This is a genomic window from Pseudomonas sp. PDM19 (assembly GCF_014852215.1).
GTDB lineage: Bacteria > Pseudomonadota > Gammaproteobacteria > Pseudomonadales > Pseudomonadaceae > Pseudomonas.
In genome coordinates, this window is record NZ_JACVBG010000001.1 from 378,868 (window position 1) to 399,715 (window position 20,848).

Sequence of the window (20,848 nt, forward strand, 5' to 3'; positions counted from 1 at the left end):
ATGCGTGCGCTGCGCTGGAGCCTGGGCGGCCTGCTCGGGCTGATCCTGCTGCTGGTCATTGCGGTGGCCGCCTTGCTCGGCACGCCTGCGGGCAGCCGCGCCGTGCTGAGCTGGGTGCCGGGCCTGAGCGTCGATGAGTTCGACGGCCGCCTTGCCGGTGGTTTCAGCGCCAAGCGCCTGGAGTGGACCGACGGCGGCACCCATCTGGTGCTGGACCAGCCGCAGATCGACTGGTCGCCGGCCTGCCTGCTGCGCATGACGCTGTGCCTGCACAAGGTCGTGGCCAACGAAGTGCTGCTGACCCTGCCGCCGAGCGAGCCGAGCGAATCGTCCGGCCCCATCGAGCTGCCCGACCTGAGCCTGCCGCTGTCACTGGAACTGGGTGACATCCGCATCGGCCGCTTCCTGCTCGATGGCCAGGAGCAGCTACGCGACGCCGAACTGGCCGCGCACTGGGACCATGAAGGCCTGCACATCGACTCGCTGAAGCTTGCCCGTGATGGCCTGAGTCTGTCGCTCAAGGGCCTGCTGAAGCCGACCCAGGGCTGGCCGCTGGAGGCCGAGGGGACGCTTGGCCTGCCCGCGCCGGGCGAGAAGCCCTGGACCCTGCAGCTGCAGGCCAAGGGTGAGCTGATGGGGCACCTCAAATTGCAGGCGCAGAGCAGTGGCTACCTGAACGGCAACCTGGAAGGAGACCTGCAACCGCTGGCGGAGAACCTGCCGGCCACCGCGCTGGTGACTGCTGACGGCTTCAAGGCCGATGCGTCCTTACCCGACACTCTGACGCTGAACCAGCTGCGCCTGAATGCCAGCGGCAACCTCAAGGATGGCTACCAGCTGGCTGGCGCCGCCGTGCTGCCCGCCGAGGAAAGCCCGGTGGTGCTGACCCTGCGCGGGCGCGTCGACGCCGAGGGTGCGGATATCGCCGCCCTCGACCTGAGCGCCGCCAAGGACCAGCGCGTGGCACTGACCGGCCGCCTCGACTGGAAAGACGCCTTCGCCGCCAACGCCCAGCTCGACTGGCTGGACTTCCCCTGGCGCCGCTTGTACCCGGAGATCGACGAGCCGCCGGTGAGCGTACACACCTTCAAGGCCGAGGTGAGCTACAGCGAGGGTGCCTACCTGGGTAATTTTGACGGCGCCTTCAAGGGGCCGGCCGGCGCTTTCACCCTGGCCAGCCCGGTGTCTGGCAATCTCGCGGAAGTCTTCCTGCCGTCGCTGAAACTGGTGGCCGGGCAGGGCAAGGCCGAAGGGCACCTGAAGGTCGGTTTCGCCGATGCGGTGAGCTGGGACGCAGCGCTCGACCTGTCCGATCTCGACCCGGCCTACTGGCTCGAAGAAATGCCCGGCCGCCTCGGTGGACCGTTGCGCAGCAAGGGCTCGCTCAAGGGCGAAGCGCTGAACCTCGATGCCAACCTCGACCTGCAAGGCCGCCTGCGTGGCCAGCCGGCTACCTTCAAGGCGAATGCCACGGCGGCAGGGCAGGCGTGGAAGGTCGATGGCCTGGCGTTGCAGCTGGGCGACAACCGCATCAGCGGGCAAGCCGCGCTGGACCAGCGGCTATCCGGTCGCCTGGACATCGCCTTGAATCGCCTCGGTCAGCTGTGGCCGCAGCTGTTCGGCCGTCTCAACGGCCAGCTCGACCTGGCCGGCACGCTGCAGGCGCCGCAAGGGCAGCTGAAGCTCGACGGCCAGCGCGTCGCCTACGCTGACCAGGGCCTGCGCACACTGGATCTGAGCGCCTCCCTCGATGCCGGCCAGCGTGGTCGCGTCAACCTGACAGCCCAGGGGCTGCGCAGCGGCGACACCGATTTCGGCGTGCTCAAGCTGGAGGGCAGCGGCGACCTCAAGCGCCAGCAACTTGCCCTGAACCTGCAGGGCAAGCCGGTAGTGCTCGACCTCGGCCTGGACGGCAACTGGAACGGCAAGGACTGGCGCGGAAGTCTCTTGAAGGGCGATATCCAGAGCGGCGGCCAGGACTGGCGCCTGCAACAGCCGGCACGCCTGGAACGCCTGGCGGATGGTCGGATCAACCTCGGCGCCCATTGCTGGGCTTCCGGCCCCGCCAGCCTTTGCATGGAAGACCAGCGGCTGATGCCCGATCCACGCTTGCGCATGCACCTGCGCGAGTTCCCGCTGGACAGCCTGGCGCGCTGGCTGCCCGAAGACTTCGCCTGGAAAGGCAAGCTCGACGGCGACGTGCAGCTCGACCTGCCCGCCAGCGGCCCCAACGGCTCCATCCTGATCAATGCCAACAACGGCACCCTGCGCATCAAGGAGCAGGAGGAGTGGGTCGACTTCCCCTACCAGCGCCTGCAACTGGAGAGCCGCCTGACGCCCCGGCGCATCGACACCAGCCTGCAGTTCCTGGGCGACAAGCTCGGCAGCCTGCAGGCCCAGGTCCAGCTCGACCCGCGGCCGAAAGCCAAGCCGGTGAGCGGCACCTTCAGCCTCAGTGGCCTGGACATCGCCGTGGCGCGGCCTTTTGCGCCCATGGTGGAAACCCTGAAAGGCCACCTCAACGGCAGCGGGCAGATTTCTGGCGGCCTGCTGGCACCACGGGTGGATGGCGAGCTGCGCCTGAACGACGGGGAAATCTCCGGCGGCGACCTGCCGACCCGTTTCGAGCAGTTGCAGGTCACCGCCCGGATTGCCGGCGAGCAGGTCGACCTGAGCGGCGACTGGAAGGCCGGAGAACATGGAAACGGCAGCCTGTCCGGGCGCATCGCCTGGTTCAGTGGCCTGGACGTCGACGTGAAGTTGCGCGGCAGTCGACTGCCGGTGACCGTGGAGCCCTACGCCAACCTCGAAGTGGAGCCCGATCTCACGGTGCAGATGGCGGGCGAACGGCTTGCCGTGTCCGGCTCGGTGCAGGTGCCGCGCGGCGCCATCACCATTCGCCAGTTGCCGCCGTCCACGGTCAAGGTGTCCGACGACAGCGTGATCGTCGGCGCGAAGCAGGAGCCGAAAAGCGCGCTTGCGCTGAACATGGATATCGATGTCAGGGTCGGCAGCGACAAGCTGACCTTCAGCGGCTTCGGCCTGAACGCGGAGCTGGCGGGTCAGGTGCACATCGGCGACAACATGGACACCCGTGGCGAGCTGCGCCTGAACAACGGCCGCTACCGCGCCTACGGCCAGAAGCTGACCATCCGCCGCGCGCGCCTGCTGTTCGCCGGGCCTATCGACCAGCCGTTCCTAGATGTCGAGGCGATCCGCAAGGTCGACGACGTGGTGGCCGGCCTGCGCCTGACCGGCAACGCCGAGCAGCCGCGCAGCGAAGTGTTCTCCGAGCCCGCCATGAGCCAGCAGCAGGCGCTGTCCTACCTGGTGCTGGGCCGGCCCATGTCCAGCGGCGAGGACAGCAACATGCTCGGCGAGGCAGCCCTGGCGCTCGGCCTGGCCGGCAGCGCACCGCTGACCGGTGAAGTCGCCCAGCGCCTGGGCATCCAGGACTTCCAGCTGGACACCGAAGGCACCGGCAACAGCACCAGCGTGGTCGCCAGCGGCCAGCTTTCCGACCGTCTCAGCCTGCGCTATGGCGTGGGTGTGTTCGAACCGGCCAACACCATCGCGCTGCGCTACCTGCTGAGCAAGAAGGTCTACCTGGAGGCTGCCAGCGGCCTGGCCAGCTCCCTGGATATCTTCTACAAGCGCGACTTCTGAGTGCGCTCGGCGGCGCCGTCGTTCGGCGCCGCCGGTCTTCATGGCCCCTTAAGGTACCCGGCACAGACTCCCCCCGCCGCCGGACGAAGTGCGCACAAGGGGAAAGTCATCATGCGCCTGGACCTCATCAGGACCCACCTGCTCGAATTCATCAACAAGGGCTTCCCGGCCCGCCAACTGCGCCGGCTGGTCGCCCGTGACCTGCTGCGCGGTTCGGCGGCCGGGAGACAAGCGCCCAATGCGCTGGCTGCGGCCCTGCTGGAGTGGTCCGCGCTGGAATCGGCCACGGTGCTGGAGCGCCTGGAGAGCCGGCGCGAGGGCCTCAACGAGACCGAGGCGGGCGAGCGCCGCCAGCGTGACGGGCTCAACGAAGTCGACCAGGACCGGCCGCTAGGTGCCTGGATGCACCTGTGGTACTGCTACTGCAACCCCTTCAACCTGTTGCTCACCGTGCTCGCGACCATTTCCTGGTTCACCGAGGACGTCGAGGCCGCCGTGGTGATCGGCAGCATGGTGGGGATTTCCACGCTGCTGCGCTTCATCCAGGAGAAGCGCTCCAACCGTGCCGCCGAGAAGCTCAAGGCGATGGTCAGCAACACGGCCACGGTATTTCGCAGCGCCGAAGACGATGGCCCCGCGCTGCGGGTGGAAGTGCCGATCCGCGAGCTGGTGCCCGGCGACGTGCTGTGGCTGTCGGCGGGCGACATGGTCCCGGCGGACGTGCGCCTGCTCAGCGCCAAGGACCTCTTCGTCGGCCAGGCCGCGCTCACCGGCGAATCGCTGCCGGTGGAGAAGTTTGCCCAGCTGCGTGACGCCCGCCAGGGCAACCCGCTGGAGCGTGACAGCCTGTGCTTCATGGGCACCACGGTGGTCAGTGGCTCCGCCCTGGCGGTGGTGATCGGCACCGGCACGCGCACCTACTTCGGCTCCCTCGCCGAGCGGGTGATCGCCAGCGACCCGACGCCGACGGCCTTCCAGACCGGCGTCAACCGGGTCAGCTGGCTGCTGATCCGCTTCATGCTGGTCATGGCGCCGGTGGTCCTGCTGATCAACGGCTTCACCAAGGGCGACTGGCTTGAGGCCGCGCTGTTCGCGCTGTCCATCGCCGTCGGCCTGACCCCGGAAATGCTCCCGATGATCGTCACCTCGACCCTGGCCAAGGGCGCGGTGGTGCTCAGCCGGCGCAAGGTGATCGTCAAGCGCCTGGACGCCATCCAGAACTTCGGCGCCATGGACATCCTCTGCACCGACAAGACCGGCACCCTGACCCAGGACCGCATCGTCCTCGAGCGCCACACCGACGCCTTCGGCCAGGTGCAGGACCGCGTGCTGCAACTGGCCTTCCTCAACAGCCACTACCAGACCGGGCTGAAGAACCTGCTGGATGTCGCCGTCCTCGAGCACGTCGAACTGCGTCATGCACTGAAGGTGGACAGCCGCTTCCGCAAGCTCGACGAGATTCCCTTCGACTTCGCCCGCCGGCGTATGTCGGTGGTGGTCAGCGAACGCGAGGACAACCACCTGCTGATCTGCAAGGGCGCGCTGGAAGAGGTGCTGTCGGTCTGCGCCACGGTGGAAACCACCGAAGGTGTCGAGCCGCTCACCGGGGCGCGTCTGGAAAGCATCCGCGCAGTGGCCGACGGGCTCAACCAGGAAGGCCTGCGGGTGGTCGCCGTGGCCACCCGCGAGCTGCCGCCCACCCGCGATGTCTACGGCGTGGCGGACGAGAGCGGCCTCTGCCTGGCCGGCTACATCGCCTTCCTCGACCCGCCCAAGGAAACCACTGCCCCGGCGCTGCGCGCGCTGGCGGAGAACGGCGTGGCGGTGAAGGTGCTGACCGGCGACAACGACCGGGTGAGCCTGAAGGTCTGCCGCGATGTGGGGCTGCTGGTCGAGGGCGTGCTGCTCGGCCCACAGCTGGACGAGCTCAACGACGCCGAGCTGGGCGAACTGGCCGAGCGCACCACGCTGTTCGCCAAGCTCACTCCCAGCCACAAGGAGCGCCTGGTGCGCGTGCTGCGCGAGCGCGGCCACGTGGTCGGCTTCCTCGGCGACGGCATCAACGATGCCCCGGCGCTGCGCACGGCGGACATCGGCATTTCAGTGGATTCGGCAGTGGACATCGCTAAGGAAGCCGCCGACCTGATCCTCCTGGAAAAGAGCCTGATGGTCCTGGAGGAGGGCGTGATCGAGGGGCGCCGCACCTTCGCCAACATGCTCAAGTACATCCGCATGACCGCCAGCTCCAACTTCGGCAACGTGTTCAGCGTGCTGGTGGCCAGCGCCTTCATTCCCTTCCTGCCGATGCTGCCGCTGCAGCTGCTGGTGCAGAACCTGCTCTACGACCTGTCGCAGATCGCCATTCCCTTCGACCATGTCGATGGCGAACTGCTGCGCAAGCCGCAGCAGTGGAACCCGGACGGACTGGGGCGCTTCATGGTGTTCTTCGGGCCGATCAGCTCGATCTTCGACATCGCCACCTTCCTTGTGCTCTGGCACGTATTTGGTGCGAATTCACCGGCGCAGCAGACGCTGTTCCAGTCCGGCTGGTTCGTCGAGGGGCTGATCTCGCAACTGCTGGTGGTGCACATGATTCGCACCCGGCGCATTCCCTTCCTGCAGAGCCGCGCCGCCTGGCCGCTGCTGGGCATGACCCTGGCGATCGTCGCGGTGGCGATCTTCCTGCCCATGGGGCCGCTGGCGCATTCCTTCCGCATGGAGGCGCTGCCGCTGGGGTACTGGCCCTGGCTGGTGGCGATCCTGCTGGGCTACATGGCGCTGACCCAGACCGTGAAGGGCTGGTTCGCCCGGCGCTACGGCTGGCAGTGAGCGAAACGGAACCAACGTGCGAACCCGATCACCACTGGTCACGCAGGCATCGGGTTCAATACACTCCGGTCATCCGTCTTCTCCTGCTGTGAGTCGTGATCTTGCCGTCGCAAGCCCATCGCCTGCCGTTGCTCCCGCGTGCGCGCCTGAAGCGCCTGGTCCTGCTGGGCCTGGCGCTGGCCAGCGTGCCGCTGGCCGCCTGCGAGAAGACCCTGCGCTGGGATGACGACCCGCCCTTCAGCATGCAATTGCCCGACGGCAGCGTCGGTGGGCTCTACGTCGAGCTGAATCGCACTGTGCTGGAGCGCCTGGGGTGCGAGGTGCGGATGGTCAAGCTGCCCTGGGCACGGGCGCTCAAGGAACTCGAACTCGGTCGCCTCGACGTGCTGCCCGGGGCCTTCCGCAAGCCCGAGCGCGAGGCCTACGCCTGGTTCTCCGGTACCGTGCTGCCACCGTCGCGCAACATCCTCTTCGTCCGTCGCGGCCTGCCCCAGCTGGGTAGCCTGCAGCAGCTTGCCGACCTGCCCGGCAGCGACTTCCGCCTCGGCGCGCAGATCGACGTTTCCTACGGTGAACCCTATCGCCAGTTGATGGCTGACCCCGACTTCGCCGCGCGGGTGTTCTTCAATCCCAGCCGCAGCAACCTCTGGCACATGGTCGACAAGGGCCGAATCGACGGCATCATCGCCGATGAGCACAGCGGCCAGTACGAACTGCAGCAGCTGGGCCTGGCCAAGCGCATCGAGCCCACCAGCGTGGTGGTGTCAGCGGAGTCGGCGGAAGTCGCCTTCAGCAAGCGCACCCAGGACGAGGACTTCGTCCGTCGCTACGCGCAGACGCTGAAGACGCTGGTGGACGCGGGCGAGGATCGGCGCATCCTGCAGCACTACGTCAGCAACTGACGGATTCCCGCGTCAGGGCTTGCGCCAGAGATTGGTGCGGCGGGCCTTGGCCTCGTGCTCTTCGAACTGGTACTGGCCGACTTCCTCGGGCGTCTGCGCGTCGCTCTGCCGCCAGCGCGCGAGGCCGATGCTCAGCTGGGCGCGACCAATATCCAGGGTATGACCGCAGTTCGGGCACTCCGCCGGGGTGACCCACACCGCCGCGCGCAGGCTGCCGTCGGGTAGCGGCTCGGCGTGCTTGAGGGTGGCGCTCTTGCCCAGGGCGAGCTGCACCAGGGCCGCGCGGGAGCGCTGGCCGAAGGGTTGTTCCAGTTCTGGAGCAGTGATGCCGCGCAGGTGGATGGTGGTATCACCGCCATCCGCGCGCTGGCAGGTCAACTGGTCGCCGCTGAACACGGCCGTCACCTGGCACTCCTCATCCGCGTGGGCGGCGAGGGGAAGGAAGGAAAGTACGAGCAGTGCGGCGGGAACGAATCGCATGGAGCCTCCGGTGGACCCCGTCAGCATAACCGCTGCGAGCGTCCACCGGAGCCCCGATGCAGAGCTTTTACTGGATCAGCGCCATCACCTGTTCGCTGTAGCGCCCGCCAGCGGCCGCACCGGCCGGGAAGATTGCGTCCAGCTCCAGCAGTTCCGCCCGGGTCAGAGCCAGGTCCACGGCGGCGACGTTCTCTTCCAGGTACTTGCGCTGCTTGGTGCCGGGGATCGGCACCAGGTGCTCGCCCTGGGCCAGCACCCAGGCCAGCGCCAGTTGCGAGGGCTTCACCCCGCGGGCGGCGGCCAGCTCGGCGACCTTGTCCACCAGCAGCAGGTTCTTCGCGAAGTTCTCGCCGGTGAAGCGCGGGCTGGAGCGCCGGTAGTCGTCCTGCGCGAAGTCATCCGGGCTCTTCAGCGCGCCGGTGAGGAAGCCGCGGCCCAGCGGGCTGTAGGGCACGAAGCCGACACCCAGGCGTTCGCACGCGGCCAGCACGCCGTTCTCTTCCGGGTCGCGGGTCCACAGCGAGTATTCGCTCTGCAGCGCGGTGATCGGGTGGACCTTGTGCGCGCGTTCCAGGGTTTCTGCCGAGGCTTCGCTCAGGCCGAGGTAGCGCACCTTGCCGGCCTTCACCAGCTCGGCCAGGGCGCCGACGGTGTCCTCGATGGGCACCTTGGGGTCGACGCGGTGCTGGTAGTAGAGGTCGATGTGGTCGGTGCCCAGGCGCTTCAGGCTGCCTTCCACGGCCTGGCGGATGTACTCCGGGCTGCCGTTGGCGCCGCGCACCTGCGGCTGGTCAGGGGTGCGCACGATGCCGAACTTGGTGGCGAGGAACACCTGTTCGCGCTTGCCCTTCAGGGCGCGGCCGAGCAGTTCCTCGTTGGTGTGCGGGCCGTAGATGTCGGCGGTGTCGAGCAGGGTGACGCCCAGCTCCAGCGCGCGGTGCAGGGTAGCGATGGATTCGGCCTCATCGCTGCCGGTGGTGTAGAAGTCGGACATGCCCATGCAGCCGAGGCCGATGGCGGAGACGACGGGGCCTTGCGAGCCCAGGCGGCGGGTCTTCATGCGGGGATTCTCCGGGGTGGGGAAAGGGGCAGGACCATTCTTGTTGTTTGTCAGGCATGGATAAACCGGCAGATTGCGGTTTAACTATTCGGCCTGGATGAATAATCGGAGTGCGCCATGGACCGCTTGCAGGCCATGCAGGTCTACACCCGCATCGTCGAACTCAAGGCCTTCGGCAAGGCCGCGGACAGCCTGCAGATGCCGCGCGCCAGCGTGACCCAGCTGATCCAGCAACTGGAGACGCACCTGGGCGTGCAACTGCTGCGTCGTACCACGCGGCAGGTCAGCGTCACCGCCGATGGACAGGCTTATTACGAGCGCTGCGTGCGCCTGCTGGAGGACCTGGAGGAGGCGGAGAACTGCTTCTCCGACTCGCCCGACAACCCGCGCGGCAAGCTGCGCATCGACCTGCCCAGTTCGCTGGGACGGCTGGTGGTAATCCCGGCGCTGCCGCAGTTCTGCCGGCGCTACCCGCAGATCGAGCTCGAACTGAGCCTGAATGATCGCCAGGTGGACCTGGTGCGAGAAGGCGTCGATTGCGTGCTGCGTGCAGGCGAACTGCCGGACTCCAGCCTGGTCGGCCGGCGCATCGCCGAGCTGGAGCAACTGACCTGCGTGAGCCGCGCCTACGTGCAGGAGTTCGGCCTGCCCGAGCATCCGGAGCGGCTCGAAGGGCACCTGGCGGTCAACTACCAGTCGGCCTCCAGCGGGCGCATCTTCGACCTGGAGTTCCGCTTCGATGGCCAACTGCGCACCCAGCGGCTGCCCAGCCGGATCGCGGTGAACAACGCAGACGCCTACATTGCCGCCTGCCGCGCCGGCTTCGGCATGATCCAGGCGCCGCGCTATCACCTGCACGAAGGCCTGGCCAGCGGCGAGCTGGTGGAGGTGCTGCGCGCCTGGCAGCCGCCGCCGCTGCCGGTCAGCGTGCTGCACCCGGTGCGCCGGCAGATGTCGCGGCGCCTGCGGGTGTTCTCCGACTGGCTCGGCGGTTTGTTCGCGGCCGGCATCGGCTGAGTGGTCGCTTGTCGGAAAGCTGCCAGGCGCGGCTGCCGGCGTCACCGCGCTGGCTATGCTCAAGGCCGCCGTAGAGCGGTTCGCAGTCGCTGGAGTTGCGGCGTTTCTTTTCAACCACTCCCTGAAGGAAACGACCTAAATGAGCTTCGTCAAAGCGAAAGATGGCACTGAGATCTTCTACAAGGATTGGGGCAGCGGGCAGCCGGTGGTGTTCTCCCACGGCTGGCCGCTCAATGCCGACGCCTGGGACGCGCAGATGCTGTTCCTGGTGCAGAAGGGCTACCGGGTCATCGCCCACGACCGGCGCGGCCACGGCCGTTCGGGCCAGCCGGCCAACGGCAACGACATGGACACCTACGCCGATGACCTGGCGGCGGTGATCGATGCGCTGGACCTCAAGTCCGCCACGCTGGTGGGCCATTCAACCGGTGGCGGCGAGGTGACGCGCTACATCGGCCGGCATGGCACCAAACGTCTTTCCGGGGCGGTGCTGATCGGTGCGGTGCCGCCGCTGATGCTCAAGACGGCTGCCAACCCCGGCGGCCTGCCGATCGACGTGTTCGACGGCATCCGCAAGGGCGTGAAGGAAGACCGCTCGCAATTCTTCAAGGACCTGGCGGTGCCGTTCTACGGCTACAACCGGCCGGGTGCGAAGCAGTCCCAGGGCGTGATCGACAACTTCTGGCTGCAGGGCATGACCGGCGGGCACCTGGGCCAGTACCTGTGCATCCACGAGTTCTCCGAAGTGGACTACACCGAGGACCTGAAGAAGATCGACGTGCCAGCGCTGATCCTCCACGGCGACGATGACCAGATCGTGCCCATCGGCGCCGCCGGCCAGCGTTCGGTGGAGCTGGTGCAGAAGGGCGAGCTGAAAGTCTACAAGGGCGGCCCGCACGGCATGTGCACCACCCTGGCCGACCAGGTGAACGAGGACCTGCTGGGCTTCCTCAATCGCTGAGACGCCGCTGCCGGGGCCGCTGGGCCCCGGCACTCCACGAGTGAATCAGTGGCCGTCCGGGCGTCCGCTCACGGTGCGGTTGATGGCGCTCAGCGCGGTGTTGAAGCGTACCGTTTCGTTGAAGCTGCGGACGATGGCGCCGAAGCGCTCCTTGGCATCCACCAGTTGCTTGAAGCGTTCGGTCAGCTCGTTGTCCTTTTGCTGCAGCAGCGTCTCGCGGCCGTCCAGGTCGGCATGGCGAATACGCATCTGCGCCAGCTTGCGTTCCAGTTGGTCCTGCTCCGTCTGCAGCACCTCGCAACGCTTGCTGGTGGCGCGGTCGCGACTGTCGACGGTCTCCGCCAGCGCCTGCAGGGTGGCGCTGCGTTCGGCGAGGGTGGCGGCCTGCTGCTCGCCGAGGCGGGTCAGCGCAGCCTTCTCCTGCTGTAACCGCTGTTCCCATTGGCGCAAGGCGTCTTCCCGTTCGTTGAGCAGGCGCTCGCGCTCATCGGCCTGTTCCTGGCGTGCGTCCAGCGTCTCGCGTTCCTTGATGGAGTCCAGGCGTTGCTGCGACAGGCCCTGGGCCATGCCGGCGAGGGAGTCGAGAGTGCTCTGCACGTCCTGCAGCACGTTTTCGGTGTCACTGGCGTCCTGCGAGACAACTGCTTGCAGCAACTGATCGGCCTGGCTGAGCGGGGTGTCGGGCGCGCCATCCGGCGTGACGATGGCATCGGGGGTGGGCCGGCTCGCTTCGCGTTGCAGGGCTTCATCGAGTTCGTCGAGCTGGTCGAGGGTGTGCTGTGCGCTCTGCTGCTGTTTCCGGGCGTAGTCCGTGGCGCCGGCCGAATAGGCGGATGCCTGGCTCGGCGTGGCACCCAGCGCGTCCGGCAGCTGGCCGGGCGGCAGGTCATAGAGCTGCGACAGGTGGTCCTGTGGGTGCGCGAAGGGCCGCTGCGGCTTCGGCTGGCCTGCGCCTTCGGCCGGTTCCTTGGAATTGCGAATGCTCATGCGGTTCTCCCGAAGCTGTTCCTGGTGAGGCGGGAAGCACCTGGAGCAGGGCTGCTGCCGGTTTCCGGCAGGGCGGGGCTCTGGTCAGGGGCTGTCTCGGGCGTCGGGTTGCATGGTGCGTTGCGGGCTTCTGCCTGGCGGGCGGGAACCGATTCCATCCGGCGCTGGGCGGCCTTGCTCGGCGGCGCCCAGAAGCAGTTTAGGTCGCCCCAGGCGGTTTGCCGGGAAAGAGGGGCGAGCAAAGGCGGGAGTGACGAACGGTCAGTGGCTAGCGGTGCTCCAGCACATTCAACAGCGTCCCCAACGGGTCACGCAGGAAGAAGCGCCGCACGCCCCAGGGCTCGACGGTCAGTGCGTAGGTGATCTCGTGGCCGCCCGCGTGGGCGCGCTCGTACACCTCGTCGAGATTGTCCACCTCGATGGACAGGTCCGGCACCGGCGCACCGGAGCCACCTTCGCTGGCCAGGCTCATCTGCGCCAGCGCGCTGTCGCCGCTGGCGAGGGTGATCAGCCAGCCGTGGTCCATCACCACGTCGAGGTCGAACAGCTCGCGGTAGAAACGCGCGACCTCGGCAGGCTGGCCGGTGGCGAGGTTGGCGACGATGCGGCGGACGGTCATGGCGGAGCTCCGAGGCGGGAGTCCGCCAGCATAGACGCTCAGTGCGCCGGGCGTGCCGGCGGCATGCGCCGACGGTGGATGCGGTAGAACTGGTAGAGCACGCCGACCACCAGCACCAGCAGCGCAACCATCACCGCCGTCTGCACCGGGGGGGAGTCCGGGCCCTGGCCGATGGGGCTGGACGGCGGCAGCCGGGACAGCGACTCGTTGAGCGTGGGGATCATCATCAGGAAGAAGCTGAAGCTCATCGCGCCGGTTTCCACATATTCGCGCAGCCCGCCGAGCGCGCTGATCCGCTGCGCGTAGCTGCCTGCCGCGATGGCAATCAGGCAGAGGATGCCGATGGCGTGGCCGGCGTTGAAGCTGCCGGTGCTGGACAGGCCGAAGGCCGTCAGCACGCCGAGGATCATTCCGTAGACATACCAGCGTCCGGCCGGGCTGCGCGGATCGATGCGCCCCGCCTGGTAGAAAGCCCACAACCCGGCAACCAGTGGTACCAGGCTGATGGCGGTATGCACGATGCCCAGGGTGGAAAGGGGATTGGCCATGACGAACGCCTCCGCAGTGAGCACAGGGACGCCACGCATCCACGAGCTGTGCCGGGGCACGGAGGGGCGGGTGTGTTGTCAGGTTAGACGCAACCCGCGTGGGGGCAGGGTTGCGCCGAGTCCAGCCGACGAACGTCACGCCCGCTTGTTGAGCCAGCGCGCGAGGCGATCTCCGCCGAACTGGATCAGGGTCACCAGGGCGACCAGCAGGATGATCACGGTGAGCATCACCTGGGTGTCGAAACGCTGGTAGCCGTATCGGTAGGCCAGGTCGCCCAGGCCGCCTGCACCGATGGCGCCGGCCATGGCCGAGGAGTTGATCATGGTCACCAGGGTGATGGTGAAACCGGCGACGATGCCCGGTCGTGCCTCGGGCAGCAGCACGTTCCAGATGATGTGCCGGGGCTGGCAGCCCATGGCTTGGGCCGCTTCGATCAGGCCGTGGTCGACCTCGCGCAGGCTGACCTCGGCGATGCGCGCGAAGAACGGCGTCGCGGCGATGGTCAGCGGCACGACTGCCGCCCACACGCCGTAGCTGGTGCCGACTATCAGCCGGGTGAAGGGGATCAGCGCGACCATCAGGATCAGGAACGGGATCGAACGCAGCACGTTGACCACGCTGCCCAGGCCCTGGTTGACCAGGCGCGCCTGGAAGATCCCCCCGGGCCCGGTAGTGACCAGCACCAGGGCCAGCGGGATGCCCACCAGCAGGACGATGGCCGAGGACGCGCCGATCATCAGCAGGGTGTCGAGCAGGCCTTGCAGCAGGCGATCAGGCATGGGTGAGCACCTCCAGCCTGTCGGCTACATCGCGGGCACGTTCGAGCAGTTGCGGGGCACTGGCGGCGGGTGCTGCGACGCTCAGCAGAAGCCGGCCGAGGGCGCGGCCCTGGATGCGCTCGATGCCGCCGTGCAGCAGGCTGATGCGGCTGCCCAGGGCCTGGGCGATGGCCAGCAGGTCCGGCTCCTGTTCGCGTACGCCGGTGTAGTGCAGGTCGAGGATCACTTCGTTGTCCGAGGGATGCTCCAGCCGTGCCAGCAGGTCAGGCGGCAGGTGCTGTTGCAGCGAGCCGAGCAGGGTGCGGCTGACCTCGTGCTGCGGGTTGCCGAAGACTTCCCAGACGTCGCCCTGTTCGACGATGCGCCCGCGTTCGAGCACCACCACGCGGTCGCAGATTTCGCGGATCACCGCCATCTCGTGGGTGATCAGCACGATGGTCAGGTCCAGGCGGCGGTTGATGTCGCGCAGCAGCGCGAGGATGGCCTGGGTGCTCTCCGGGTCCAGCGCCGAGGTGGCCTCGTCGCAGAGCAGGATTTCCGGCTGGTGCACCAGAGCGCGGGCGATGCCGATGCGCTGCTTCTGCCCGCCGGAGAGTTGCGCCGGGTAGGCGTGGCGCTTGTCTTCCAGCCCCACCAGCTGCAGCAGCTCGTCCACTCGCTCGGCGATGCGCGCCTTGGGCACGCCGGCCACGCGCAGGGGCAGGGCGATGTTCTGCGCCACCGTCTTGGCCGACATCAGGTTGAAGTGCTGGAAGATCATGCCGACGCGACGGCGCAGGCCGACCAGTTGCTGGGCGTCGAAGGTGCCGATGTCCTCGCCATCGATCAGTACCTGGCCGACGCTGGGTTGTTCCAAGCGGTTGAGGGTGCGGATCAGCGAGCTCTTTCCGGCGCCGCTGCGGCCGATGATGCCGAACACTTCGCCACGGCGGACGGCGAGTTCGATGTCGCTCAGTGCTTCCACCGGGCCGTGGTGGCCGGCGTAGGTCTTGCCCAGCCCGCGCAGGGCGATGTGCTGGGTGGCGAGTTCGAGATTGCGGTTGAAGCTGACCATGGTGGGGGCCTGTTCGGTAGTTCGGAGCGGGCGCTTTGCCCTCTCCCTAACCCTCTCCTTGAAGGGAGAGGGGACTGGTTCGGTGTGTTCGGCAATTGCGGTTCTTGCCGGAGATTTCGGCGCGGCCGGAACGTAGGGCGCATAACCTGGAACAGGTTATCCGCCCTACGAAATAGCGCGCCAGCGGTGATGCTGGCGCGTTTACTGCCAGCCCGGCTGGTAGAGCGAACCGTGGGCCTTGTCCAGCGCGGCGCGGACCTGCGGCGAGTGCTGGTAGAGATCGACGAATTTCTTCAGCTTGCCGTCCGGGTCCTTGTAGTCATCGCGGGTCACGAACTGGATGACGTACTCGCGGTTCTCGATGCCATCGAACAGCAGCGCGCTGTTCGGATCGAGGGTCCCGGCCAGGCGGATGTAATGCGGGTAGCCCTGGGCGAGATCGACGTCGTCCAGCGCGCGGACCAGCTGCACGGCCTCCAGCTCGATGATCTGGAGGTGTTTGGGGTTGGCCACGATGTCGTCCAGTGTCGCCTTGTAGCCGACGCCATCCTTGAGCTTGAGCAGCCCGGCCTTCTGCAGCAGCTGCAGGCCACGGCCGCCATTGATCGGGTCGTTGGCGATGGCGACCTTGGCACCCTCGGGCAGGTCGGCGATGGCCTTGTATCGGGTCGAGTACAGGCCGACGTTGTTGATGATCCCCGGCGCGAACGCCTTCAGGTGCAGGCCGCCCTCGCGGTTGGCGTTCTCCAGGAAGGGCGTGTGCTGGAAGTAGTTGGCGTCGATGTCGCCGTGGTCGAGGGTGATGTTCGGTGCGTTCCAGTCGGTGAACTCCACCAGCTCGACCTTCAGGCCCTGTTCGGCGGCTTCCTTCACCGCCACTTCCAGCGGTGGGGCGAAGGCGGCGGTGGTGCCCAGGCGCAGGGTGTCGGCGGCCTGGGCGAGGCCGGCGGCGAGGAGGCTGAAGGAGAGCCCGAGGGCCAGTTTGAAGCGTGCATGCATGGCAACGAATCCTTTGTGATTTTTTAAGCCGATCGTCAAAGCGAGAAAGCTGGAGTCGCTCCAGTGGCGGTTGCCTGGCGAAAGCCTGCGCCGACGTGCCGCGCGGGCAGTCGGGCGCGGCCGGCGCCGAAGAGTTTTTCCCGCAGCGTGCCGTCCGCGTAGGCGGTCTTGTAGGCGCCGCGGTTCTGCAGTTCGGGTACCACGAGGTCGATGAAGTCGGCGTAGCTTTCCGGCTCCACGGTGCGGGTAAGGTTGAAGCCGTCCAGACCGGCCTCGTTGATCCAGCCCAGCAGCTCATCGGCCACCTGCAGCGGGTCGCCGACCAGCGTGGTGTAGCGGCCACCGAGGGCGAGCTGTTCCAGCAACTGGCGCACGGTGGCGTCGGTGCGGGCGACGGTCAGCGCCTTGGTGGCGGACTCGATGGCGTTGGTCTTCTCGTAGCGGATCGGCTCGTCCAGTGCGTAGCGCGAGAAGTCGATGCCGGTGGTGCTGGCGAAGTGTGCAAGGCCGGCCTCGGCACTGGCGAAGCGGCGGTATTCGGCGAGCTTGTCGCGGGCCTCGGCTTCGGTCGGTGCGACGATGACGTTGATGCCCATGAATACCTTGATGTCGTCCGCCCGGCGGCCGGCATCCACCGCCGCCTGACGGATGCGCTCCACCAGCACGCGGGTGGCCTCGCGGGTCTGCGCCGAGACGAACACGCACTCGGCGTGGCGTGCGGCGAAGGCCAGCCCGCGATTCGACGCACCGGCCTGGAACAGCAGCGGCGTGCGCTGCGGCGACGGCTGGCTGAGGTGGTAACCCTCGATGTCGAAGAACTCGCCGTGGTGGCGGACCTTGTGCACCTTGGCCGGCTGCGCGTAGATGCGCCGCTGGCGGTCGGCGACGACGGCATCGTCTTCCCAGCTGCCTTCCCAGAGCTTGTAGAGCACCTCCAGGTATTCGTCGGCGCGGTCGTAGCGACGGTCGTGGTCGATCTGTCGGTCCTGGCCCATGGCGCGGGCGGTGCTTTCCAGGTAGCCGGTGACGATGTTCCAGCCGACCCGGCCGTCGCTCAGGTGATCCAGCGTGGAGAGTCGCCGGGCAAACGGGTAGGGCGCCTCGTAAGTGAGGTTCGCGGTGATGCCGAAGCCCAGGTGCTCCGTTGCCCCGGCCATGGCCGAGACCAGCATCAGCGGGTCGTTCACCGGCAGCTGGATGGCTTCCCTGGCGGTGAGTTCGATGCCGTTCTGGTAGACGTCGTAGACGCCGAGGATGTCGGCGAGGAACAGGCCGTCGAACAGGCCTTTCTCCAGCAGGCGGGCGAGGTCGGTCCAGTGGCTGAGCTTGTTGAAGTCGCTGGAGCGGTCGCGCGGATGGGTCCACAGGCCGTGGTTGATGTGGCCGACGCAATTCATGCTGAAGGCGTTGAGGAGGATCTGCTTCTGGCTCATAGGGTCCCCCGGCGCGGCGGCAGCTGGTCGTTGAGGTAGTAATTGCCCACCGCGAAGTACTTCCAGCGCGCCGGGTCGTGCAGGGTGTGCACGCGGGCGTTGCGCCAGTGGCGGTCCAGGCCCAGCTCGGCGAGGCTGGCGCGGCTGCCGCCCAGTTCGATCAGCTTGGAGCCGGCCAGCAGCGAGACCTCGGTGGTGATCGCCCGCGCCTCGGCCACGGCGATGGAGGCGGCGGCGACGCTCTCGGCGCTTGGCTCGGCAGTGGCGGCATCGAGCACGCGGCCCGAGCGATCCAGCAGCGCTTCGGCGGCGTGCAAGCGGATTGCCAGGCGGCCGATTTCATTGATCGCCAGCGGATCGTCGCTGGCCTTGTCCACGCCCGCGTCGATCCACGGCCGCGCCTTTTCGCGCAGGAACACCAAAGCATCTTCATAGGCGCCACGGGCGATGCCGACATCGATGGCGGCGTGGAGAATCTGTGCGAAGGGGCCGACCGTGGTCGGACGCTCGAAGGCGCTCTGGAACGGCACGATGTCGTCCTCGCTCACGGGCGCGCCATCGAACACCACGCTGCCGCTGCCGGTGGTGCGCTGGCCGAAGCCGGACCAGTCGTCGATCACCTCCACGCCCTGGCTGTCGCGCGCGATGAAGGCGAACTGCTGGACGCCGTCGTCATCGATCACCAGGGTCGGAATGCGCTGTGCGTAGAGCGCACCGGTGCAGTAGAACTTGCGGCCATGGATGCGCAGTTGGCCGTCTTCGCGCTTGAGACGGGTGGTGCGCTCGTGGGCGGTGCGCGTGCCGATTTCTGCCAGCGCGTTGCCGAAGCGCACGCCGGCCAGCACTTCGGCGAACAGGCGGGCTTTCTGCTCTTCGCTGCCGTTCACCCGCAGCAGCTCGACGGCATAGAAATGGTTCTGCGGAATTTGCCCCAGCGATCCGTCGGCGGCGGAGATGATCGCGATCACACGGGCCACCGTGACGCGGGAAACCCCCGCGCCGCCGTGCTCGCGCGGCACGGTGATGCCCCACAGACCGGAGCGGCTGAAACGCTCCAGTTCGTCGATGGGCAAGCGCCGCTCACGGTCACGGACGATGGCGCCCTCGCGAAAGTCGGCGGCCAGGGTGCGGGCGACGTCGAGGGCTTCGTCGTCGCTGCGGATGATGTGGATGGGGGCGATCTGTGCGGGAGATTGTACGAGGCTGTTCATCGGCGCTCCTCAGATCCAGGAATGACGCGCGGGGCGTGCGCCGTTGAGGTGGTAGGCGCCGACCGCCTGGACCTTCCAGCGCACCGGGTCGTGCAGGGTGTGCACGCGGGCGTTGCGCCAGTGGCGGTCGAGGTTGAATTCGGCAAGGGTGGCGCGGCTGCCGGCCAGCTCGAAGAGTTTTTCGCTGGCGGCCAGGCTGACCTCGGTGGTCAGCACCTTGGCCTCGGCCACGGCGATGGAGGCACGGGCGGCGGACTCGTCGTCGATGGGGCGTGCGCTGACTTCGTCGAGCACATGGCCGGCGCGCTCCAGCAGCGCCTCGGCGGCGTGCAGTTCGACCTGCAGGCGGCCGATCTCGGCGATGGTGAAGGGCTCTTCGCTGGCCTGCTCGACGTTGGCATCGATGAAGGGACGGGTGCGCGTGCGGATGAAGTCGATGGCATCTTCAAGGGCGTTCGCCGCGATGCCGGCATCGATGGCGGCCTGGATCAGTTGCGAGACGGCGCCCTGGATGTTCGGCACGTCGGCGAGACGGCCGTTGTGGATCACCAGCGAACCGGCAACGGGGGCATTGTCCAGCAGCACGGTGCCGCTGGCGGTGGTGCGCTGGCCGAAGCCGGACCAGTCGTCGACGATGCGCAGGCCTTCCACGCCGCGCTCGACGAAGCCCATGACCGCGCGGCCTTGCTCATCGATGGCCTTCACCGCGACCCAGTGGGCGAACAGCGCGCCGGTGGAATAGAACTTCTCGCCGCTGACACGGAAGTGTTCGCCGTCGGGCCGCAGCCGTGCCTTGAGTTCGAGGGTGTTGCGGGTGTTGCGTTCGGGGCCGGCATTGCCGATGCGCCGACCGTTGAGTACGCCGCCGAACAGTACGCGCTTCTGCGCGTCGCTGGCGACGTTGTCGATCACGTTGAGCAGGCCGAACTGGTTCTGCGGAATCTGCCCCAGCGCCGGGTCGGCGGCGCAGATCACGCGGAAGACTTCGGCCACGGTGGCGTAGGAAACCTGCGCGCCGCCGTACTCGCGGGGAATGCTGATGCCGCCCAGGCCCAGGGCGGTGAAGTGCTCCAGCTCGCGCCAGGGCAGTGCGCGCTCGCGGTCGCGGGCGGCAGCGCCGGGTTTCGCCAGGCGGGCCACTTCGTGGGCGGCGTCGATGGCCTGGGCGTCGTTGTCGATGCGGCGCGCCGGGAGTTGCCGGGGCGCCTGGTCACGAAGGTCCTTGGGTGCGGATTCGTCGGTCATGCGGTTTCCTGTGGTTATTGCAGTGCGGGAGGTTCCCTCTCCCCAACCCTCTCCCTGAAGGGAGAGGGGCTGTCCGTGTGCGTTGATACAGCTGCTTCAGCTGGCGGGCTTTTAGCTCCCTCTCCCGCTTGCGGGAGAGGGCGGGGGGAGAGGGTTAAACGCCCCCGCGTCCGATCTCGCATCAGAACGCCGGCGCAATCTCACCCTTGTAGCGGGTCAGGATGAACTGGCGGACTTCCGGCGAATTCAGCACCTTGGCCAGCTTCTGGATGCCCGGGTCCTGGATGTTGTCCGGGCGGGCGACGAGGAACTCGGCGTAGAGGTCCTTGCCTTTCTCCACGATCAGCGCGCTCTTGGTGTCGATCCCGGCCTCCAGCGCGTAGTTGGCGAAGATGAACGCCAGGTCCACCTGCTTCACCGCGCGGGCCAGCAGGGCGCCTTCCAGCTCACGAATCTTCAGGTGTTTGGGGTTGTCGGTGATGTCGCGCTCGGAGGACTGCGGGTTGCTCGGGTCCTTGAGCTTGATGAGGCCGCTCTCGGCCAGCAGCACCAGGGCGCGGCCGGTGTTCACCGGGTCGTTGGGGATAGCCACGCTGGCACCGTCGGGCAGCTCGGCAAGGGACTTGTACCTGGTGGAGTAGGCGCCAAAGGGCTCGATGTGGATGCCTACCACCGGCACCAGGTCGGTGTGGCGGGTCTTGTTGAAGTCATCGAGGAAGGGACGGTACTGGTAGTAGTTGGCGTCGAGGTTCTTCTGCGCGAGCTGCAGGTTGGGCTGGATGAAGTCAGTGAAGACCTTGATATCGAGGTCGACGCCTTCCTTGGCCAGTTCCGGTTTGACGAACTCGAGGATCTCGGCGTGGGGCACCGGGGTGGCGCCGACCACTAGCTTCTCCCCCGCGTGGGCGGAGAAGGCGACGACGGCCGCCAGAATGGCGATGGCCTTTTTCATGGGTGTTGCTCCTTGGCAGTAGTGGGTGGGCCGTCGTGGTGTGGACGTGGGGCCTTGATGGCAGCGGGGCCCGGCTGCCGGCGGGTGGATCGCAAGTGCCGCTCC

General features: G+C 67.5%; 17 protein-coding genes. 5 read left to right on the top strand and 12 right to left on the bottom strand.

Annotated features, from left to right (window positions below; all coding sequences use genetic code 11):
• From IB273_RS01670 to IB273_RS01680, 3 genes are all read left to right on the top strand, one after another.
• The gene (locus IB273_RS01670; RefSeq protein WP_192223790.1) at positions 1–3,666 is read left to right on the top strand and encodes a translocation/assembly module TamB domain-containing protein; all 3,666 of its coding nucleotides are present in this window, start codon (positions 1–3) and stop codon (positions 3,664–3,666) included.
• A gap of 111 nt (positions 3,667–3,777) precedes the next feature.
• On the top strand, positions 3,778–6,495 hold the full coding sequence (mgtA, locus tag IB273_RS01675) for a magnesium-translocating P-type ATPase (protein WP_192223047.1): 2,718 nt from the start codon (positions 3,778–3,780) through the stop codon (positions 6,493–6,495).
• A 95-nt stretch (positions 6,496–6,590) separates the two neighbouring features.
• Entirely contained in the window at positions 6,591–7,397 is an 807-nt protein-coding gene (locus IB273_RS01680) for a substrate-binding periplasmic protein (RefSeq protein WP_192223048.1), read from the top strand.
• Between the two features lie 12 nt (positions 7,398–7,409).
• Here the strand turns inward: IB273_RS01680 and IB273_RS01685 are convergent, their stop codons facing one another.
• Positions 7,410–7,877 carry a thermonuclease family protein gene (locus IB273_RS01685; RefSeq protein ID WP_081516674.1) on the bottom strand — a complete coding sequence of 156 codons (468 nt, stop codon included), beginning with the start codon at positions 7,875–7,877 and terminating at the stop codon, positions 7,410–7,412.
• A gap of 67 nt (positions 7,878–7,944) precedes the next feature.
• Complete coding sequence (locus IB273_RS01690; RefSeq protein WP_192223049.1) at positions 7,945–8,937, bottom strand: aldo/keto reductase; 993 nt, start codon at positions 8,935–8,937, stop codon at positions 7,945–7,947.
• Between the two features lie 117 nt (positions 8,938–9,054).
• On the opposite strand from IB273_RS01690, the gene IB273_RS01695 reads away from it, so the two are divergent.
• Together IB273_RS01695 and IB273_RS01700 are read left to right on the top strand one after the other, a co-directional pair.
• Positions 9,055–9,954 carry a LysR family transcriptional regulator gene (locus IB273_RS01695; RefSeq protein ID WP_081516676.1) on the top strand — a complete coding sequence of 300 codons (900 nt, stop codon included), beginning with the start codon at positions 9,055–9,057 and terminating at the stop codon, positions 9,952–9,954.
• Positions 9,955–10,093: 139 nt separating this feature from the next.
• The gene (locus IB273_RS01700) at positions 10,094–10,915 is read left to right on the top strand and encodes an alpha/beta fold hydrolase (protein ID WP_081516677.1); all 822 of its coding nucleotides are present in this window, start codon (positions 10,094–10,096) and stop codon (positions 10,913–10,915) included.
• Between the two features lie 45 nt (positions 10,916–10,960).
• Here IB273_RS01700 and IB273_RS01705 read toward each other — a convergent pair whose 3' ends face one another.
• From IB273_RS01705 to IB273_RS01750, 10 genes are all read right to left on the bottom strand, one after another.
• Positions 10,961–11,902 (bottom strand): hypothetical protein, encoded by a 942-nt coding sequence (locus tag IB273_RS01705; protein WP_192223050.1) that lies wholly within the window; start codon positions 11,900–11,902, stop codon positions 10,961–10,963.
• 268 nt (positions 11,903–12,170) lie between these two features.
• Positions 12,171–12,521, bottom strand: coding sequence for a VOC family protein (locus IB273_RS01710; protein WP_081516679.1), 351 nt, complete (start codon positions 12,519–12,521; stop codon positions 12,171–12,173).
• Positions 12,522–12,559: 38 nt separating this feature from the next.
• Positions 12,560–13,069 carry a hypothetical protein gene (locus IB273_RS01715; protein WP_225610061.1) on the bottom strand — a complete coding sequence of 170 codons (510 nt, stop codon included), beginning with the start codon at positions 13,067–13,069 and terminating at the stop codon, positions 12,560–12,562.
• 135 nt (positions 13,070–13,204) lie between these two features.
• Positions 13,205–13,849, bottom strand: a complete 645-nt coding sequence (locus IB273_RS01720) for a methionine ABC transporter permease (protein ID WP_081516681.1) — start codon at positions 13,847–13,849, stop codon at positions 13,205–13,207.
• Positions 13,842–14,903: a methionine ABC transporter ATP-binding protein gene (locus IB273_RS01725; protein ID WP_192223052.1), complete on the bottom strand. Its 1,062-nt coding sequence runs from the start codon at positions 14,901–14,903 to the stop codon at positions 13,842–13,844. The genes IB273_RS01720 and IB273_RS01725 overlap by 8 nt, the downstream gene beginning before the upstream one ends.
• A 201-nt stretch (positions 14,904–15,104) precedes the next feature.
• Positions 15,105–15,902 (bottom strand): MetQ/NlpA family ABC transporter substrate-binding protein, encoded by a 798-nt coding sequence (locus IB273_RS01730; protein WP_081516683.1) that lies wholly within the window; start codon positions 15,900–15,902, stop codon positions 15,105–15,107.
• Between the two features lie 35 nt (positions 15,903–15,937).
• Entirely contained in the window at positions 15,938–17,335 is a 1,398-nt protein-coding gene (locus IB273_RS01735) for an LLM class flavin-dependent oxidoreductase (protein WP_192223053.1), read from the bottom strand.
• The gene (locus tag IB273_RS01740) at positions 17,332–18,546 is read right to left on the bottom strand and encodes an SfnB family sulfur acquisition oxidoreductase (protein WP_192223054.1); all 1,215 of its coding nucleotides are present in this window, start codon (positions 18,544–18,546) and stop codon (positions 17,332–17,334) included. The genes IB273_RS01735 and IB273_RS01740 overlap by 4 nt, the downstream gene beginning before the upstream one ends.
• Positions 18,547–18,555: 9 nt before the next feature.
• A complete protein-coding gene (locus tag IB273_RS01745; RefSeq protein ID WP_192223055.1) occupies positions 18,556–19,791 on the bottom strand; it encodes an SfnB family sulfur acquisition oxidoreductase in 1,236 nt (411 codons plus the stop codon).
• Between the two features lie 181 nt (positions 19,792–19,972).
• The gene (locus tag IB273_RS01750) at positions 19,973–20,743 is read right to left on the bottom strand and encodes a MetQ/NlpA family ABC transporter substrate-binding protein (protein ID WP_192223056.1); all 771 of its coding nucleotides are present in this window, start codon (positions 20,741–20,743) and stop codon (positions 19,973–19,975) included.
• Positions 20,744–20,848: the final 105 nt, after the last annotated feature.

Coding starts and splice junctions, on each gene's coding strand:
- IB273_RS01670 (WP_192223790.1), top strand. CDS start 1: ATGCGTGCGCTGCGCTGGAGCCTGGGCGGCCTGCTCGGGCTGATCCTG.
- mgtA (WP_192223047.1), top strand. CDS start 3,778: ATGCGCCTGGACCTCATCAGGACCCACCTGCTCGAATTCATCAACAAG.
- IB273_RS01685 (WP_081516674.1), bottom strand. CDS start 7,877: ATGCGATTCGTTCCCGCCGCACTGCTCGTACTTTCCTTCCTTCCCCTC.
- IB273_RS01690 (WP_192223049.1), bottom strand. CDS start 8,937: ATGAAGACCCGCCGCCTGGGCTCGCAAGGCCCCGTCGTCTCCGCCATC.
- IB273_RS01695 (WP_081516676.1), top strand. CDS start 9,055: ATGGACCGCTTGCAGGCCATGCAGGTCTACACCCGCATCGTCGAACTC.
- IB273_RS01700 (WP_081516677.1), top strand. CDS start 10,094: ATGAGCTTCGTCAAAGCGAAAGATGGCACTGAGATCTTCTACAAGGAT.
- IB273_RS01705 (WP_192223050.1), bottom strand. CDS start 11,902: ATGAGCATTCGCAATTCCAAGGAACCGGCCGAAGGCGCAGGCCAGCCG.
- IB273_RS01710 (WP_081516679.1), bottom strand. CDS start 12,521: ATGACCGTCCGCCGCATCGTCGCCAACCTCGCCACCGGCCAGCCTGCC.
- IB273_RS01715 (WP_225610061.1), bottom strand. CDS start 13,069: ATGGCCAATCCCCTTTCCACCCTGGGCATCGTGCATACCGCCATCAGC.
- IB273_RS01720 (WP_081516681.1), bottom strand. CDS start 13,849: ATGCCTGATCGCCTGCTGCAAGGCCTGCTCGACACCCTGCTGATGATC.
- IB273_RS01725 (WP_192223052.1), bottom strand. CDS start 14,903: ATGGTCAGCTTCAACCGCAATCTCGAACTCGCCACCCAGCACATCGCC.
- IB273_RS01730 (WP_081516683.1), bottom strand. CDS start 15,902: ATGCATGCACGCTTCAAACTGGCCCTCGGGCTCTCCTTCAGCCTCCTC.
- IB273_RS01735 (WP_192223053.1), bottom strand. CDS start 17,335: ATGAGCCAGAAGCAGATCCTCCTCAACGCCTTCAGCATGAATTGCGTC.
- IB273_RS01740 (WP_192223054.1), bottom strand. CDS start 18,546: ATGAACAGCCTCGTACAATCTCCCGCACAGATCGCCCCCATCCACATC.
- IB273_RS01745 (WP_192223055.1), bottom strand. CDS start 19,791: ATGACCGACGAATCCGCACCCAAGGACCTTCGTGACCAGGCGCCCCGG.
- IB273_RS01750 (WP_192223056.1), bottom strand. CDS start 20,743: ATGAAAAAGGCCATCGCCATTCTGGCGGCCGTCGTCGCCTTCTCCGCC.